The following is a 15,770-nucleotide window of genomic DNA, read 5'->3' as shown; positions in this document are numbered from 1 at the left end:
GGCCATCGCCCGGCACTCACGCCGGCGGTGCATGCAGATGCGCTGCCTGCGGCACGGCGCGCAACCCCGGACATGGGTCCCGCCCGGCACCGCCGACCGCGGCAGCGGCGGTGGCCGACCGGCACGTCCGGGGGAATACTTCACTGGCTTGCTCATGACGCCATCCTCTCAACAGTTGGAGCCTCCTGGAATCCCGCGGCGGTTCAACAGCAGCAGCTTGATCATCACCAGCGTCGGCCAGGCCGGGCGGCACGCCACGAGTGCCGGTCCCCAGCGATAGCTTCGCGTCCACCGCCTGGGCGATCGCCGCGAAATCGATATGCCGCGACAACAGCGCCAGCCGATCGCCTATCTGCTGGCGCTTGGACTCGCGTTCGTGTGCGGCAAACAAGCGGATCATCGCTGGGCCTCCGTCGTCTTTTGGCCCTATGCTGCCGAAGCAGGGGTTTTTAGCGGTGCCCTGAAGTCGCTTCTGCAGTGAGTGCCGCCGTGCGGCCTATTCGCCGCGTTCGCGCGCGATCGCGCGCCAGCCGATGTCGCTGCGGTGAAATTCGCTGGCCCAATGGATCTTGGCCACGCCGGCATAGGCGTGGCGTTGCGCCTCGGACACGCTGTCGCCCAGCGCGGCCACGCACAGCACGCGGCCGCCGGCGCTGAGCACGCGGCCCTGCGCGTCCAGCACGGTGCCGGCATGGAACACCTTGGCACTGGCCGGCACCGCGTCCAGGCCGTCGATCGGCTCGCCGGTGACCGGCGTGTCGGGATATGGCGCGGCCGCCAGCACCACGCCTAGCGATGTGTACGGATCCCACTGCGCCTGAACCTGGTCCAGGCGGCCGTCCAGCGCCGCCTCCAGCAGCTCCACCAGGTCCGATTGCAGGCGCAGCAGCACCGGCTGCGTCTCCGGGTCGCCGAAGCGCACGTTGAATTCGATCACCTTCGGCGCGCCGCTGGCGTCGATCATCAAGCCGGCATACAGGAAGCCGGTGAACGGCACGCCGTCGGCGAGCATGCCCTGCACGGTGGGGTTGACCACCTCGCGCATCACCCGCGCATGCACGTCCGGCGTCACCACCGGCGCCGGCGAATACGCGCCCATGCCGCCGGTGTTGGGGCCGGTGTCGCCGTCGCCGACGCGCTTGTGGTCCTGGCTGGTGGCCATCGGCAACGCGCTGGCGCCATCGACCATGGAAATGAAGCTGGCCTCCTCGCCATCGAGGAATTCCTCGATCACCACGCGCGCGCCGGCATCGCCGAAGGCGTTGCCGGAGAGCATGTCGCGCACCGCGGCCTCGGCCTCGGCCGGGGTCATCGCCACGATCACGCCCTTGCCGGCGGCCAGGCCGTCGGCCTTGACCACGATCGGCGCGCCTTTGCTGCGCACGTAGGCCAGCGCCGCATCCACCTCGGTATGCACTTCGTAGAACGCGGTCGGGATGCCGTGGCGTTTGAGGAACTGCTTGGCGAACGCCTTGCTGCCTTCCAGCTGCGCGGCCGCGGCGGTGGGTCCGAAGATGCGCAGCCCGGCGGCGCGGAAGCGATCGACCACGCCCAGCACCAGCGGCACTTCCGGGCCGACCACGGTCAGCGTGACGTCTTCGGCCTGGGCCAGCGCCAGCAGCCCGTCGAGGTCGTCGACCTTGACCGCCACGTTGCGGCACTTGGTTTCAATGGCGGTGCCGGCATTGCCCGGGGCGACCAGCACTTCGCTGACGCGCGGGGATTGAGCGAGCTTCCAGGACAAGGCGTGTTCGCGGCCGCCGGAGCCGATGACGAGCAGTTTCATGGGGGCGAATTGTCCATGCCAATAAGGATGAGGAATACCAACCAGAGCAGCCACTTGAGAAAACCGAGCCAGACTTCGAGTCTGCGTATCTTCTCGGTGGTTTCGGTGGGATTGCCGCGATGGTCGGTGCAACGGAGCTTGCGATTTCCTGTCATGGCCAGTTCCTGTAGAGGTCTGACCAGACAAGCTAAACATCTTCTACGAGCGATCAACGGGCAGGCATTGTAAAAGTTCCGCCTACAGCGGCCGTGCCCGGATCGACGCTCCTCAATGCCTGAAATGCCGCACGCCGGTGAACACCATGGCGATGCCATGCTCGTCGGCCGCGGCGATCACTTCGCCGTCGCGCATCGAGCCGCCGGGCTGGATCACCGCCTTGATGCCGGCCGCCGCGGCCGCGTCGATGCCGTCGCGGAACGGGAAGAACGCGTCGGAGGCCATCACCGAGCCTTCCACCACCAGGTCCGCGTCGGCGGCCTTGATCCCGGCGATGCGCGCCGAATACACCCGGCTCATCTGCCCGGCGCCGACGCCGATGGTGCGGTGGTCCTTGGCGTAGACGATGGCGTTGGACTTGACGTACTTGGCCACCTTCCACGCGAACAGCAGGTCGGCGAACTGCGCCTCGCTCGGCGCCAGCCGGGTGACCACCTTCAATTCTTCGCGTGTCACCACGCGGTCGTCGGCGCTCTGCATCAGCAGGCCCGAACCAATCCGCCTTGTGTCGATGAAGCCGCTGGAAACCGGTGCGAGCGCAATGCGCAGCACGCGCACGTTGGCTTTCTTCCGCGCGTACTCCAGCGCGCCGTCCGCGTAGTGCGGCGCGATCAGCACCTCGACGAACTGGCGCTCCAGGATGACCTGGGCGGTGGCTGCGTCCAGCGTGCAGTTGAAGGCGAGGATGCCGCCGAAGGCGCTGGTCGGGTCGGTCGCGTAGGCCAGGTCGTAGGCGTCGCCGCAGCCCGCGCCGACCGCCACGCCGCAAGGGTTGGCGTGCTTGACGATGACGCACGCCGGCGCCTCGAACTGGCGCACGCATTCCCACGCCGCGTCGCTGTCGGCGATGTTGTTGTAGCTCAGCGCCTTGCCCTGCAGCTGCTCGGACGTCGCCAGCGATCCGGGCACCGGGCGCAGGTCGCGGTAGAACGCCGCGCGCTGGTGCGGATTCTCGCCGTAGCGCAGGTCCATCACCTTGACGAAGCTGCCGTTGGCCTGCGCCGGGAACGCGGCGCGCACCGGCACGTCCTGCGCGGGATCGACCACCGCCGAGAGATAGTTGCTGATCGCCGCATCGTACTGGGCGACGCGGTTGAACGCGGCCACCGACAGCGCGAAGCGCGTGGCCGCCGACAGGGCGCCGTCGTGGGCGTCCAGTTCGGCCAGCAGCGCGGCGTACTGGTCGGGCGCGGTGGCCACCGCCACCCGCGCGAAGTTCTTGGCCGCCGAGCGCAGCATCGCCGGTCCGCCGATGTCGATGTTCTCCACCGCCTCGGCCAGCGTGCAGTCGGCGCGCGCGGTGACCGTCTCGAACGGATACAGGTTCAGCACCAGCAGGTCGATCGGCGCGATGCCGTGCGTGGCCATCACTGCATCGTCGGTGCCGGCGCGGCCGAGCAGGCCGCCGTGCACCATCGGGTGCAGGGTCTTGACCCGGCCGTCCATCATCTCCGGGAAGCCGGTCAGCTCGGCCACGTCCCCGACCGCCAGGCCGGCCTCGCGGATCGCCTTGGCGGTGCCACCGGTGGACAGCAGTTCCACGCCGCGCGCGGCCAGCGCGCGGGCCAGGTCGACCAGGCCGGTCTTGTCGGAAACGGACAGCAATGCCCGGCGCACGGGCAGGAAATCGGAGGACATGAGGCAGGGCACGCATCGCAGCGGAGTCGCCGGCATTGTAGGCTGCCGCGCGCCGGCATGGACCCACACTCCCGCGCAACGGGTGCGCTCCGCGCACCGAAACGCCTCGTTGCGCAAGCTGCGCGGCCGGCGTCGCCGTGCGCCGCCACTGATGCCGCTCCTGCCCGAAACCGGCGATCGGCGGCTGCCAGACGCCTGCGCTTGCGCCGGGCCCCGGCGATCTTTTCGCCGGCTCGCTTGGCACAACCTGCGCCGGCTGGGCGTGGCTCAGGCCAACCCGTATTCCTTGAGCTTCTTGCGCAAGGTGGCGCGATGGATGCCGAGCATCGCCGCGGCGCGGCTCTGGTTGCCTTCGCAGTGGTTGAGCACTTCCACGAACAGCGGGATCTCCATTTCGCGCAGCACGATCTCGTACATGTCGTCTGCATCGCAGCCATTGAGGTCGCGTAGATAGCGGCGCACGGACTGCGCCACGTGTTCGCGCAGAGGCGGCTTCGGCGCGCCGCGACTGGAGTCAGGACGAGTGGTGGCGGCGTTCAAATTCGGCGGGTCCACGGATGACGGCGGCGCCGGAAGGCTGGAGGCCGGCGCAGGGGGGACGAGTCTAGCGCGTGGCCTGCCTGGCTGCCATGGTGGATCGCGGCGCCGCCGCGTCTCAGTGGAAGTCGAAACTGAATGCCGCGGTTCCCGCCGCCGGCTCGCGCACCTGGAACGTCGCCTGCGCGCTCTGCCCGGGCGCCAGTGTCGCCGCGTCGGGGCGGTTGCGGCCCAGATACTCCTCCGGGCGCAGCACGCGACTGCCCACGGTGCGGCCGTCGGCGTCGGCCAGCGACAGCTGCAGCAGCGGCCAGGCCTGCGCCCAGCGCGCGTCGTTGCGGAACGTGGCCTGGATCTGCAGCGTGCCGGTGCGGCCGGGCAGCGGCCGCACTTCGCGGCTGAGCATGGTGAACGCGCCCGGCTCGCGCCACGGCGGCAGGCTGCAGCGCAGGACCAGGCAGACGCCGGCTACCCATGGCCGCCAGCGTGCGTTGGCGCCCAGCCGTTGGCGGTCGGCGACCAGGATCTGCACCGCCAGCGACAGGCCCAGCCCGGCCAGCGCGATCCACTGCCAGGGCGCGGCGCGCGGCCGCGGCCGCCGCGCGGCGCCGCGTTGCATGAAGCTGGGCGCGGGGAGGGCCGTTGTCACGCCGGCTGGCAGGGCGATTGGCGCCGGGGCCGCTGGCGCGGCGACGATGTCGGCCGTGCCGCGCTCGGACGCGGCAGGCGCGGGGGAGCGGGCCGCAGCGACGAGCGGCGCCGGGATGGACGCCGGCGTGGCGTCGCTGCGGGGCGCAGCGGGGCCGTCCGTGCCGCTGGCCTCGGTTGCGCCGGCCGCGCCCGCACCGGCGTCCGCTGGCACGGCGGCAGCGGCCTGCTCCGGTGCCGGCCGCTCGGGCTGGCGCAGCAGGGTCGCGAGGCTGGGGCGGGGCGGGGCGGGATCGGGCATGCGCGAGGCGACGGCGACGAGAGCGCTATTCAAGCACGCGCCGGCGTGGGCTGCAGCGCCGACGGATGTGCCGAAAGCGGCTCCAGCACGCCGCGCACGCCGTTCGGATGTCGCGGCGCCGCGCTCAGCGCCGGTTCTTGCCGGCGCCGATCAGGTCCAGCAGCCCGACGCGCTGGCGCGGGCTCAGTTTCTCGAAGCCTTCGAGCAGGCGCGCCTGCTGGTCGGACAGCTGCCGGTAGTGCGCGGCTTCCTCGGCGAGGGACAGGGGTTCGCCGAACACGCGTTCGCCGCGGCCGGTGGCCAGATATTCGAAGGTCATCCCGCTGCGGCGGGCCAGGGCGATCAGGTGCTCCACCGCCGGCGCGGTGCCGCCGGCCATCTCCCACTGCGCCACGGCGCTGCGGGTCACCGCCAGATCCAGTGCCAGCGCTTCCTGGGTCAGGTGGGTCAACTTGCGCGCCTCGCGCACCCGTTCGTACAGCTTGCTTCTCACGCTCACCTCCGCAGGGGGAGGCGAGGTATAGCCGCGTCGACCGCGCAGGTTGGTTCGTACGTCTTTCAATCGAGCCTTTGTTGTTGATACTGTCAGCCACGACGGGTGGGCCCGGCGAAGACGCCGCGGCGCCCGTCGCATAGTCCATTCGACCGGGACCCGCTGCCATGGAACAGGACGCGCCGATGCACAGGCACGATGCCCCCCGTTGTCATTCCACCCCCGCGCCGCTGCGCGCGTGCCGCCGGCCGCCGCCGGGGATCGGCGCGCATCGCTACCGGATCTGGGCCGACGCCGGCGGCGGCCTTCGGGCGGTCAGGCACGGCTGGTCGTGGCAGGTCTTCGCGCTGCCGTATCCGCCTACGCCGCCGTCACGGCTGCCGGCGGCAATGTGGCTGCTGCCGCACGCCGCGGCCTGGGCCGTCCTGGTGCAGGCGCTGGGCGCGCCGGTGCTGCTCGGGATGCTGCTGGAACTGGCCTGGCGGCTGCCGCGGGCGGGGCGCGGCCATCGCTGGCACGCGCGCCGCCTGCGCGCGCAGGGCTGGCGACCGTGCGCGCGGGTGCTGGCGATCCATGCCGAGGCGGCGCTGCTGACGGCGGCGATCCGCGGCACCCCCACGGCGCGGGGCCGCTGAGCGCCGCCGCGGCCCCGGCCCCGCGGCGGCGGGAGGCGACGTGCAGGCGCCGGCCTCATCCGCGGCGGACGCCGTCGATGCGCACCCAGTCGCCGTCCTGCTCGGTACGCAGCTGCCCGAACCAGGGCGCATAGCGCTGCAGCAGCTCCTGTTCCTGGCCGTGCAGGATCCCGGACAGGGCGATGCGCCCGCCCGGCGCCACCCGTTCGGCCAGGGTCGGCGCCAGCGCGTCCAGCGCCGCGGCCAGGATGTTGGCAACCACCACCGGATAGGCGGCCGGCGGCTCGTCGGCCGGCGGGTACACCGCCAGGCGCGCGCCGACCGCGTTGCGCGCGGCGTTGTCGTGCGTGGCCAGCAGCGCCTGCGGATCGTTGTCCACGCCCACCGCCGCCGCCGCGCCCAGCTTCAGCGCGGCCAGCGCCAGGATCCCGGAGCCGCAGCCGAAGTCGAGCACGCGCGCCTGCGCCAGGTCGCCACTGGCGGCCAGCGCATCCAGCCAGCGCAGGCACAGCGCGGTGGTCGGGTGGGTGCCGGAGCCGAACGCCAGGCCCGGGTCCAGCCGCACCACCGCGGCGTCGGCGCCGCGCGCGTCCTCGGGCAGGGCGTGGTTCCACGGCACGATGAAGGTGCGCGCGCCGAAGCGCAGCGGCTGGAACTGGTCCAGCCAGGCGCGCTCCCAGTCCTGGTCGTCGACCTTGCGCAACGCCGCCTGCGACCAGTCCAGGCCGGGATCGAACGCTTCCAGCGCGGCCAGCAGCAGCAGCGGGTCCTGCTCCTCGGAGAACAGCGCGCTGAGCACCAGTGCGCCCCACAGCGGGGTCTCGCCGACCCCCGGTTCCAGGATCGCGCGCTCGTTGCCGGTGTCGGCCTCGGCGTCGAGCAGGGTGACCGCCAGCGCGCCGAGGTCCTCCAGCGCGTGCTCGTAGCGGGGCTGGGTGGCGTCGGTGCAGCGCACAGTCAGTTCGAGGAACGGCATCGGTCGGGCGCAGGGGGGGGGGATGGCCGCGCATCTTAGACGACCGCTGCCGCGCCGTGGCAGCGGCCGGCACCGTGCGTCCTCGGCGGCCATCGGCTGCGCTAGACTGCGATATTGCGGGGGACAAGCTCCAACTGGAGCGGTGGCCCTCGCCGTCTGCCGCCGCCTCATCGAGCCTTCGCGCATGTCGTTCGCCGTGTCCCGCACAACTTGGCTGTTGCTGGCGCCGGCTGCGCTGCTGCTCGGCGTGGTTGCGTATCGCGCCACGGTGCTGGCGGCGGCGCCGGCGGTGCCGGCGGCGGCCATGCCCGTGGACGCCGCCCAGGCGCTTCCGGCGCCGGTGCGCCTGCACGGGCAGCCTGTCGCGGCAGCACCGCCGCAGTCGCCCGACCGCCGCGTCGCGCTCGAGCGCAGCGCCGACCTGTACCGCTATGCGCAACGGTTGTCCGCCGCCACGGCGCAGGGCGACGCCGAGGCGTCCTGGCTGCTCAGCCGTATCTACGACTACTGCGCCGGCTATGCGATGGACCCGGCCGGCTATGCCGCCGACACCCGCGCGCTCGGCACGGCGCAGCTGCCGGCTGCGGCACGCATGATCGCGGCGCGTGCGCGGGTCGGCGTCCGCTGCGCCGGCTTCGTGCCTGGCGACGGCCTGACACGCCAGGCCATCCTCGCCCAGCGCCTGCGTGCCGCGCGCGGCGGCAGCCTGGCCGCGGAAGCGGCGCTGCTGGCACTGGGGCAGCCGCTGCAAGCGTCGGCCGGCTACAAGCGCACGCTGATCGAGCGGGTGCGCGCCTCCGGCGATCCGGACGCCTACGTGGCGCTGGCGCCGGCGATGGGCTTGGCCGCCAGCGGCGACGACAGCCTCGACGAGCGCATTGCCGGCACTGCCTTCACCGAACTGGCCTGGCAACTGGCCGCGTGCCGGCTGGGGTTGGATTGCGGCCCGGACAGCGATCTGATGACCCGCTACTGCGCCAATGGCGGGATCTGCGCGCAGGACCCGACCCAGGATTTCAGCAGCTTTGTTTACGACGCCGCGGTTCCGCGGCAAGGCAGGGATACGATGAACGAGATGGTCAATCGTTTGGCGGACACGACAGGAGCGGGCTCATGAAGTACCGGCGATGGCTGCATGGCGCCAAATTCTGGTTCTGGGTGCTGGCCCTGGTGGCCTATTCGGCGGCGGCGGCCGGCTTGCTGCTGATCGACACGACCGAGCGACGCTACCGCGGCCTGTCCAAGGTCGAGCTGACCACCGCGCACGCCGACCCCGACCTGCGCCGCGCCGGCGCCGCGCAGGTGGCGGCGATCTACCGCGCCCGCAGCGGCATGCCGTTCTCCACCCTAAGCCCGGGCAGCACGTTCCAGATCGTGTGGCCGGATGGCTCCACCGAGACGGTGATGATCGTCAGCCCGACCTCAAGCCTGGGCGCCGAGCCGGTGCCGGGCACCCAGCAGGGGAAATAGCCGGGATTTTGCGCTGACCAGCCATGCGGCTGCGGAAAGACGTGGATTCGCAAAGGCAGCCTCCCGATCCCGATTGCCGCATGACCACCGTGGGCCGTGCGCGCCCTGGGGCAAGCCTAGCTGCTCTTGTCGGGGGCTTCAGTCCCGACCGCCGCCCGCACTCTTCGCCGGGATAGCTGCCCGGATTGCCGGGATCGACCGGCAGCACGCTCTCCCGGCTCCCGCTGGGTTGTGCCCCGCGCCGAGGCGCGCAGTTCCTGTAGGAGGGGCTTCAGCCCATCAGCGCGAACTGAACGCTGCCATGCATGGCGGACTTTCGCCCTGCTGGAAGACAAGCAATCCGGGACCGCAGGTGAAGAGGACGGATGGGATCTGGGCACGCGGCCCGACGGCCTGCCGGAGTGGGCCGTGGTGGAGCGCCTGCTGCCTTCTGGTTGGCGCGCCGCGCCGCGGCCTGGCGATGAAAAGCAGGGGCGGCCGCAGCACCCGCGCGTCGGTGCTTTTGCGCATGTTGCCGATCCACCTGCTCCAGGGCGGCTCGCTGCGGGAAACGGCCCGACGCGCCGGGCAAGGTGGATTGGCCGATGTCTCGGACGTGGCCGTGCTCAAGCGCCTGCGCGGCAGCGGCCCGTGGTTGCGTTGGATGAGGCAGGCGATGATCGGGCGCCTGTCCGTGACGGCCAGGCCGGTGGCGGCGGGACGCGCCGTGAAGCGGGTCGACGCCGGTGTGGTCGGCGAGCCCGGGGCTGAACCTGCCCCGCAGGAACGTACGCCAGGAAGCGATACTTTGATCGCATCCTGGAGGTTTCCATGCAACACATTACTCGTCGTCGCTACACGGACGACGCTACACAAACGACTTCAAGGCTCAGGCTGTCGGCCTGGCTGAGTCGATCGGGCCGGCCAAGGCCGCCCGGCAACTGGACATGTCAGCCAAGACACTGGCCAACTGGCTTGGTGCATCCCGAGCCGGCCAGCCGCTGAGCTCTCCCAGCCGCAAGCCGGTCAGCGAGATGGAGAGCGAACTGGCCCGGCTGCGGGCCGAGAACGCCACGCTCAAGATGGAGCGCGAGATCCTAAAAAAAAGCGACGGCGTTCTTCGCCAGGGAGTCCAAGTGAGGTACGCCTTCGTCGCACGTGAACGGGCTCGCTATCCACTGCGGATGCTGTGCCGCCTGCTGGCGGTGTCGGTCTCCGGCTTCCACGGCTGGCTACAGCGTCGGGATCGCCCGGACCCCGAGGCGGCCCTGCGTGCCGACCTGCGCACGCTGCATGCTGGCAGCCGCGGCACGTATGGGCGGCCGCGCATGGTGCGGGCGCTGCGCGCCTGTGCCCACGCGGTGGGCCATAAGCGCGTGGCCCGGCTGATGCGCGAGGAAGGCCTGTGCGGCAAGACCAAGGGCCGCTTCACGCCGCGCACCACCGACAGCCGGCATGGCCGGCCGGTGGCCGGGAACCGGCTGGATCGGCAGTTTGCCGTGAACAACCCGGTGCCGGCCTGGGTGGGCGACATCACCTGCTTGCCGACCCGCCAGGGCTGGCTGTATCTGGCCACGGTCATCGACCTGCGCACCCGGCAAGTGCTTGGCTACAGCTTGTCCGAGCGCCTGCCCGACACGCTGGTCCAGCAAGCCTTCCTCAACGCCTGGTCGGTGGCACCGGTCGGTGCTGGCGTGCTGTTCCACCCCGATCGCGGCGCCCAGTACGCCAGCGGCGACTTCGGCAAGACCTTGGCCGCGCACGGCTTCGTGCCCAGCATCAGCCGCAAGGGCAACGGCTGGGAGCGCGCAGCCTGCCCTCGGGGCACAACGCCGTGGCCGAGAGCTTCTTCGCCACGCTCAAGAACGAAGAGGCGACCGGCGTGTACGAAACCAAGGCGGCCGCCCACGCCGCTATCGCCCGCTACATCCACGGCTTCTACAATCCCACCCGCCTGCACTCGGCGCTTGGCTACCTGTCGCCCAACGACTACGCCAGGAAAATGAAGCACGCCGCTTGACCTCGTGCTTCTTGGCGTCCGTTCTCTGGGGGCAGGTTCAGCCGCTTCCTGCCCCGTGCCGAAGACGCCACGACGATGCCGCCGGCGCGGGACCGCGCGGATGCGCCGCCTGCTGCTGCAGGCCATCGATCCGGTCCTGTCGCGACCGCATGGCCTGCGTGGCTGGAATGGGATTGCCGCCGATCTGCGCGAACGACCTGGACGCAGACAGTATCGGCAGCACGCGCTGTTCGATATTTTCAGTTAGCACTTATGGGATGAAGCCCCTCCTGCGGGATCACTCGGCCCGCGCGCACGGCAGCGCGTGCCGGCGGCCCGGGCTGCCGCGGGCCTGCGCCTGGGTTGCAGATACCCAGCCGCCCCGTGCAGAGCCACGGGCCGGGAAGTCGGCCAGCCCACGGCTCAGGATCGGCGGTCGGCGGCCACGTCGAAGACCTGGCGCAGGTAGGCCAGGTAGGCGGGGTCGTCGCACAGGTCCTTGCCCGGCGAGTCGCTGAGCTTGGCCACCGGCTGGCCGTTGCAGCGGACCATCTTGATCACGATCTGCAGCGGCGCCGGCCCCAGGTCGTTGGTCAGGTGCGTGCCGATGCCGAAGGCGAGCATGCAACGGCCGTGGAAATGCGCGTACAGCCGCATCACCTTGTCGATGTCCAGGCCGTCGCTGAACACCAGGATCTTGCTGCGCGGATCGACCCGATGCCGCTGCAGGTGCGTCAGCACGCGCTCGCCCCATTCGAACGGATCGCCGGAGTCGTGGCGCATGCCGTCGAACAGCTTGCAGAAGTACAGGTCGAAGTCGCGCAGGAAGGCGTCCAGTCCGACCACATCGGACAGGGCGATGCCCAGGTCGCCGCGGTACTCGCGCGCCCACGATTCCAGCGCGGCGGCCTGTGCGTCGCGCAAGCGCGGGCCCAGCGCCTGGAACGCTTGCAGGTACTCGTGGGCCATCGTGCCCAGCGGGGTCAGTCCGTAGCGGTAGGCGAAGGACACGTTGCTGGTGCCGACGAACTGCGCTCCCAGGGCCTGCTGCAGCGTCGGCAACAGTTCGCCATGCCAGGCCCGCGAGTAGCGGCGGCGGGTCCCGTAGTCGGCGATCGCGCAGCCGCCGTAGCCGCTGCTGTCGCGCAGCAGCGCGATCTTCGTTTGCAGCCGGCGCAGACCCTCAGCGTGGTCGTCGCCGCCGGTGTTGCGGAACCAGACCTCGTTGACGATCGCCAGCAGCGGCACCTCGAACAGGATCGTGTGCAACCACGGCCCGCGGATGTCCAGTTCGATCTCGCCCGGCACCGTGGCCGAGGCGCTCAGCTGCAGATACTTGCGATCGAGGTGGAACAACCCCAGGAAATCGACGAAGTCCGGCTTGATGAAGCGCAACCCGCGCAGGTAGTCCAGTTCCTCGTCGCGGAAGCGCAGCGTGCACAGCGCATCGATCTCGGCGGAGATCTGCTCCAGGAACTGCGCCAGGTCGATGCCCGGTGTGCGGCACTTGAAGCGGTACTCCACCTGCGCGCCGGGATGCTGGTGCAGCACCGCCTGCATCATGGTGAACTTGTAGAGGTCGGTGTCGAGCAGCGAATCGATGATCATCGCGCGATTATGCGCCACCGTGTCGCAAGCCCCGCCTCTCTCTGCAGGGGCGGCTTGGGCCGCGACCGGCCTTGCCGATAGCGCCGGTCGCGGCCCAAGCCGCTCCTGCAGGATGCGTCAGGACGTGGGGCGCCGCGCCAGCACGCCTGCGCCGGCGTGTGCTGCACGGCGCAATCGCGCCGGGTGGTCGCGCGTCCGGCAGCCACCTCGCGCCAGTCCTGGCAGCCGTCGCCGGGAACCAGCGCCAGCAGCTGCGCCGCGCCCTGTCACGGGCCGTCGCGGCCGTCGCGAGCCAGGCGCTAGAGCACTTTCGATCCAAGTGATTCCACATTTGTGGGAAAGAAACACGGTGCGGCCACCGCTGCGGCGGCCAGGCCCAGCGCCGCGCGCCGGCGCGTGCGGCGCCGCGCACGCCCATGGCCTGGCGCGGAAGGGGGGATCGACAGATGCCCGCAGCCACGAGCGCGCACCATACGCCTGATTGAGTGCGAGAATTCCTGGTGCGATCCCTGGAACGGGAGCGGAAACGAACCGGTGCCGGCATCGTGACGGAACCGCAACACCCTGCCCTTGATTCACATCGCGAAGTGGATGGATTTCTCATCGCGCAGACAGCGTGACGCGGCACACGCACCAAGATGGTGCTGCGGTCAGCCAGGACGCCGCCAGCACAGCCTGGCGAAGGTGGCCCAGGCATGCAGCCAGATCGCCGACCACACCGCCGCACGCACCGGCAGCGCGCATGCCGGCGCCTCGAACTTGCGGAAGTAGCGCCACAGCCCGCGGTGCTTGTGCCATTCCACGAACCATGGCCGCTTGCGGCTGGAAACTCCGCGCACGTGCAGCACGCGCACGCTGTTGAGCACCGCCACTGTGGCCCCGGCCTGACGCGCGCGGCGGCACAGATCCAGGTCCTCGGCATGCAGCCGGTAGCCGGCGTCCCAGCCGCCGATCCGTTCGAACAGCGCGCGCGGCAGCAACAGCAGCGCGCCGGACAGCGCTTGCACGCGCTGCAGCGGTTGCGCCGGATCGGCGGCCACCGCCAGCCGCGAACCGGCCAGGGGATGCCGCAGCATCGCCGCGAAGTCCGGATCGCGGCGGCGCACCGCCGTGTCGGTGCGGCCGTGCTCGTCGACCTGCTCTACGCCGAGCAGCGCGTCGCCGAGCATGGCCGCCTGCGCGCGCAGCAGCGCCAGCGTGTCGGCTTCGACCATCAGGTCCGGATTGACGAACGCCAGCCATGGCGCATCGCTGGCCGCCGCCCCCTGGTTGCAGGCACTGGCGAAGCCGGGATTGTCGGGATTGGCGATGAAGCGCACGCGCGGATCCTCCAGCGCATGCCGTTGCACGATCGCCAGGGTGGCGTCGCGCGAGGCGTTGTCGACCACGCGGATCTGGGCGACGCCGGCCGCCGCGCGCAGCCGCTGCAGGCAGGCGTCGATGGTGCTGCCGCTCGCGTAGGTCACCACCACCACGGCCATCTGTTGTTCGCTCATCCGCCGATTATCCCGCAACGCGGCAGCGCCGACGCGCCGCAGGCGTGGCAGAGCGCCCGATTGCCGCGCATACTCTGCGGCCGTCGACGCGCGGCCCGCCAGGCAGCAGGCCGTCGTCCACGGGGCTGCGGAGCCCTCCGCGTCTCTTCATTCATTACGCACAGTGCAGATGCCGGCCAGCGCTCGTCCCTGTCCAACGCTGCCGCCACGCCCCAGAAACCGCGCACGCCGCGCCGGCCTGCGCGCGTGCCCACGGCCCGGCGGCGCCGTCGCCCGTTCAGCCAATGGATCCATCGGGCGCAGCGATCACCGCGCAGGCCATTGGTCTAGACCAGGTTGCGGCGCAGGCAAGCGCGGCCGCTCCGCGCCGGCCGGCCGCGCCCTGCGCCCACTGCGCGCCATGCCGGAAGGCGTCCATCGGCGGCCGAACCCGGCCGGCTTCCAGCCGGCGCGCGAGCCCGGTTGCTCCCGCGAAGGCGGCCTGCCGCCGGTGCCACAACCGCCCCAGCCCTGGCTTGGCCACGGCCTGGCCCAGTTGCTGCGCGGCCACTGCGGCTTCGCCGCGTTGCCGCGCAGGCACCGGCTGGCGCGCCGCACCGGCAGGGAACCGCGGCGCGCGATCGCGCCGGCCGCGCTGCACGCCGCGCACCGGGGACCGATGCGCCGGCCGCTGCCGCAGGCCCATGCGCAATGGCTGGCACAGCCGCACGGCGTGCCGGCCGACGCCGGGGCCTGGTACCGCGCCATGGCCCCGCGCTGGCCCGCCGCGGCTGCGGCATGAGCGCGCGCCACCAGATGCACGGCATGAGCGTGGCCACCGCGGCCGCCGATTGGCCGCTGCTGCGCGCCGACGAGGTGGACGCGCTGCTGCGGCGCTTCGCACTGCCCGATGCCGTGCGCGCCTTGCGCTGGCACAGCCCGCGCCCGTTCTCCGCGGCGGCCGAGGTCGAGACCAGCGCCGGCACGCTGTTCGTCAAACGCCATCACCGCCGCGTACGCGACGTGCGCACGCTGGGCGAGGAGCATCGCTTCATCGCGCACCTGCGCGCACGCGGCGCGCCGGTGCCGACCCTGCTGCGCACCGCGGAGGGCGCCGGCGCGGTGCAGTCGGGCGACTGGACCTACGAGGTGCACCGCGCCGCCGAGGGCGCGGACAGCTACCGCGAGGCGATGTCGTGGACCGCGTTCACCGGCACTGCCCACGCCAGCGCCGCCGGGCGCGCGCTGGCCGGGCTGCACCGTGCCGCGCACGGCTATGCCGCGGCGCCGCGCAGCACCACGCTGCTGGTCGCCAACCTGCGCCTGTTCGGCCAGCCGCAGCCGTTGCCGGCGCTGCAGCAGGACCTGACGCGGCGGCCGGCGCTGGCCGCCTGGCTGCAGCGCCGCGACTGGCGCGGCGATCTGCGCGCGCACCTGCTGCCCTGGCACACGCAGGCCTGGCCGCTGCTGCGCGCGCCGCCGTCGGCACTGTGGACGCACGGCGACTGGCACGGCTCCAATCTGCTGTGGCGCGGCCAGGGCGATGCCAGCGAGGTCAGCGCGGTGTTCGACTTCGGCCTGGCCGACCGCAGCTTCGCCCTATACGACCTGGCCACCGCGATCGAACGCAACCTGGTGCCGTGGCTCGATCTGGACGAGGGCCGCCGCGCCGTCGCCGAGCTCGACCAGCTCGACGCACTGCTGCACGGCTACGCCGCGGTTCTGCCGCTGGACGCAGCGCAGCTGCGCTTGCTGGCGGCGCTGCTGCCGCTGGCGCACGCCGATTTCGCGCTCAGCGAGATCGAGTACTTCGCCGGCATCACTGGCTCGGACGCCAATGCGGACATCGCCTACCGGCGCTACCTGCTCGGCCATGCCGACTGGTTCGGCGACGACGAGGGCCAGCGCCTGCTGCGGCACCTGCGACGGCGCGCGGCGGCATGGCGATGACCGCTCCGGACACGCCGCTGGCGGCCGCCGCACTGCCCGCGCCGCGCCGCGCAGGCGCT

Annotated in this window: 16 protein-coding genes and 1 pseudogene; 8 read left to right on the top strand and 9 right to left on the bottom strand. The window is 71.6% G+C overall.

Translation table 11 applies throughout. The annotated features are described in order from the left end of the window. Nucleotides 1-16: 16 nt before the first annotated feature. The 6 genes from G4Q83_RS21245 to G4Q83_RS21220 form a co-directional block, all read right to left on the bottom strand. Entirely contained in the window at nt 17-400 is a 384-nt protein-coding gene (locus G4Q83_RS21245; RefSeq protein ID WP_128421618.1) for a hypothetical protein, read from the bottom strand. A gap of 96 nt (nt 401-496) precedes the next feature. After that, complete coding sequence (gene purD, locus G4Q83_RS21240) at nt 497-1,786, bottom strand: phosphoribosylamine--glycine ligase (protein ID WP_128421619.1); 1,290 nt, start codon at nt 1,784-1,786, stop codon at nt 497-499. A gap of 267 nt (nt 1,787-2,053) precedes the next feature. Further along, the gene (gene purH / locus G4Q83_RS21235; RefSeq protein ID WP_128421620.1) at nt 2,054-3,640 is read right to left on the bottom strand and encodes a bifunctional phosphoribosylaminoimidazolecarboxamide formyltransferase/IMP cyclohydrolase; all 1,587 of its coding nucleotides are present in this window, start codon (nt 3,638-3,640) and stop codon (nt 2,054-2,056) included. A 267-nt stretch (nt 3,641-3,907) separates the two neighbouring features. Beyond that, on the bottom strand, nt 3,908-4,180 hold the full coding sequence (fis, locus tag G4Q83_RS21230; protein WP_128421621.1) for a DNA-binding transcriptional regulator Fis: 273 nt from the start codon (nt 4,178-4,180) through the stop codon (nt 3,908-3,910). 115 nt (nt 4,181-4,295) lie between these two features. After that, the gene (locus tag G4Q83_RS24925) at nt 4,296-4,826 is read right to left on the bottom strand and encodes a DUF3426 domain-containing protein (protein ID WP_386272672.1); all 531 of its coding nucleotides are present in this window, start codon (nt 4,824-4,826) and stop codon (nt 4,296-4,298) included. Nucleotides 4,827-5,250: 424 nt separating this feature from the next. Further along, the gene (locus tag G4Q83_RS21220) at nt 5,251-5,619 is read right to left on the bottom strand and encodes a helix-turn-helix transcriptional regulator (protein WP_128421622.1); all 369 of its coding nucleotides are present in this window, start codon (nt 5,617-5,619) and stop codon (nt 5,251-5,253) included. Nucleotides 5,620-5,786: 167 nt separating this feature from the next. Between G4Q83_RS21220 and G4Q83_RS21215 the strand changes: the two genes are divergently transcribed. Then, nucleotides 5,787-6,254 (top strand): hypothetical protein, encoded by a 468-nt coding sequence (locus G4Q83_RS21215; protein ID WP_128421623.1) that lies wholly within the window; start codon nt 5,787-5,789, stop codon nt 6,252-6,254. Between the two features lie 55 nt (nt 6,255-6,309). On the opposite strand, the gene prmA is transcribed toward G4Q83_RS21215, so the two are convergent. Continuing rightward, nucleotides 6,310-7,230, bottom strand: a complete 921-nt coding sequence (gene prmA, locus G4Q83_RS21210) for a 50S ribosomal protein L11 methyltransferase (protein ID WP_128421624.1) — start codon at nt 7,228-7,230, stop codon at nt 6,310-6,312. Between the two features lie 184 nt (nt 7,231-7,414). Between prmA and G4Q83_RS21205 the strand changes: the two genes are divergently transcribed. From G4Q83_RS21205 to G4Q83_RS21185, 5 genes and pseudogenes are all read left to right on the top strand, one after another. Next, nucleotides 7,415-8,347: a hypothetical protein gene (locus tag G4Q83_RS21205; protein WP_128421625.1), complete on the top strand. Its 933-nt coding sequence runs from the start codon at nt 7,415-7,417 to the stop codon at nt 8,345-8,347. After that, nucleotides 8,344-8,700, top strand: coding sequence for a hypothetical protein (locus G4Q83_RS21200; RefSeq protein WP_128421626.1), 357 nt, complete (start codon nt 8,344-8,346; stop codon nt 8,698-8,700). Before G4Q83_RS21205 ends, G4Q83_RS21200 begins: the two co-directional genes overlap by 4 nt. A gap of 881 nt (nt 8,701-9,581) precedes the next feature. Continuing rightward, nucleotides 9,582-10,436 (top strand): annotated as a pseudogene (locus tag G4Q83_RS21195) (IS3 family transposase); the annotation flags it as partial. 77 nt (nt 10,437-10,513) lie between these two features. Continuing rightward, nucleotides 10,514-10,699: an IS3 family transposase gene (locus G4Q83_RS24920; protein ID WP_185817229.1), complete on the top strand. Its 186-nt coding sequence runs from the start codon at nt 10,514-10,516 to the stop codon at nt 10,697-10,699. Between the two features lie 100 nt (nt 10,700-10,799). Continuing rightward, entirely contained in the window at nt 10,800-10,946 is a 147-nt protein-coding gene (locus G4Q83_RS21185; RefSeq protein WP_158255077.1) for a hypothetical protein, read from the top strand. A gap of 155 nt (nt 10,947-11,101) precedes the next feature. Here the strand turns inward: G4Q83_RS21185 and pncB are convergent, their stop codons facing one another. After that, nucleotides 11,102-12,286, bottom strand: a complete 1,185-nt coding sequence (gene pncB / locus G4Q83_RS21180) for a nicotinate phosphoribosyltransferase (RefSeq protein WP_128421757.1) — start codon at nt 12,284-12,286, stop codon at nt 11,102-11,104. A 650-nt stretch (nt 12,287-12,936) separates the two neighbouring features. Then, nucleotides 12,937-13,782, bottom strand: a complete 846-nt coding sequence (locus G4Q83_RS21175) for a glycosyltransferase family 2 protein (RefSeq protein WP_128421758.1) — start codon at nt 13,780-13,782, stop codon at nt 12,937-12,939. A 490-nt stretch (nt 13,783-14,272) separates the two neighbouring features. Here G4Q83_RS21175 and G4Q83_RS21170 point away from each other — a divergent pair, with 490 nt between their 5' ends. Both G4Q83_RS21170 and G4Q83_RS21165 read left to right on the top strand, forming a co-directional pair. Continuing rightward, complete coding sequence (locus tag G4Q83_RS21170; protein WP_128421759.1) at nt 14,273-14,563, top strand: hypothetical protein; 291 nt, start codon at nt 14,273-14,275, stop codon at nt 14,561-14,563. After that, nucleotides 14,560-15,711, top strand: a complete 1,152-nt coding sequence (locus tag G4Q83_RS21165; protein WP_128421760.1) for a phosphotransferase enzyme family protein — start codon at nt 14,560-14,562, stop codon at nt 15,709-15,711. The genes G4Q83_RS21170 and G4Q83_RS21165 overlap by 4 nt, the downstream gene beginning before the upstream one ends. Nucleotides 15,712-15,770 lie beyond the last annotated feature (59 nt).

Source organism: Xanthomonas theicola (assembly GCF_014236795.1).
In the GTDB taxonomy this organism is placed as follows: domain Bacteria; phylum Pseudomonadota; class Gammaproteobacteria; order Xanthomonadales; family Xanthomonadaceae; genus Xanthomonas_A; species Xanthomonas_A theicola.
Note: the sequence above shows the minus strand (reverse complement) of the source record. Positions and strands in the feature narration are given on the sequence as shown.

Bases quoted from the DNA above. Each gene is read 5' to 3' on its own strand.
- G4Q83_RS21245 (WP_128421618.1), bottom strand. From the start codon at position 400: ATGATCCGCTTGTTTGCCGCACACGAACGCGAGTCCAAGCGCCAGCAG.
- purD (WP_128421619.1), bottom strand. From the start codon at position 1,786: ATGAAACTGCTCGTCATCGGCTCCGGCGGCCGCGAACACGCCTTGTCC.
- purH (WP_128421620.1), bottom strand. From the start codon at position 3,640: ATGTCCTCCGATTTCCTGCCCGTGCGCCGGGCATTGCTGTCCGTTTCC.
- G4Q83_RS21215 (WP_128421623.1), top strand. From the start codon at position 5,787: ATGGAACAGGACGCGCCGATGCACAGGCACGATGCCCCCCGTTGTCAT.
- prmA (WP_128421624.1), bottom strand. From the start codon at position 7,230: ATGCCGTTCCTCGAACTGACTGTGCGCTGCACCGACGCCACCCAGCCC.
- G4Q83_RS21205 (WP_128421625.1), top strand. From the start codon at position 7,415: ATGTCGTTCGCCGTGTCCCGCACAACTTGGCTGTTGCTGGCGCCGGCT.
- G4Q83_RS21200 (WP_128421626.1), top strand. From the start codon at position 8,344: ATGAAGTACCGGCGATGGCTGCATGGCGCCAAATTCTGGTTCTGGGTG.
- G4Q83_RS21185 (WP_158255077.1), top strand. From the start codon at position 10,800: ATGCGCCGCCTGCTGCTGCAGGCCATCGATCCGGTCCTGTCGCGACCG.
- pncB (WP_128421757.1), bottom strand. From the start codon at position 12,286: ATGATCATCGATTCGCTGCTCGACACCGACCTCTACAAGTTCACCATG.
- G4Q83_RS21175 (WP_128421758.1), bottom strand. From the start codon at position 13,782: ATGAGCGAACAACAGATGGCCGTGGTGGTGGTGACCTACGCGAGCGGC.
- G4Q83_RS21165 (WP_128421760.1), top strand. From the start codon at position 14,560: ATGAGCGCGCGCCACCAGATGCACGGCATGAGCGTGGCCACCGCGGCC.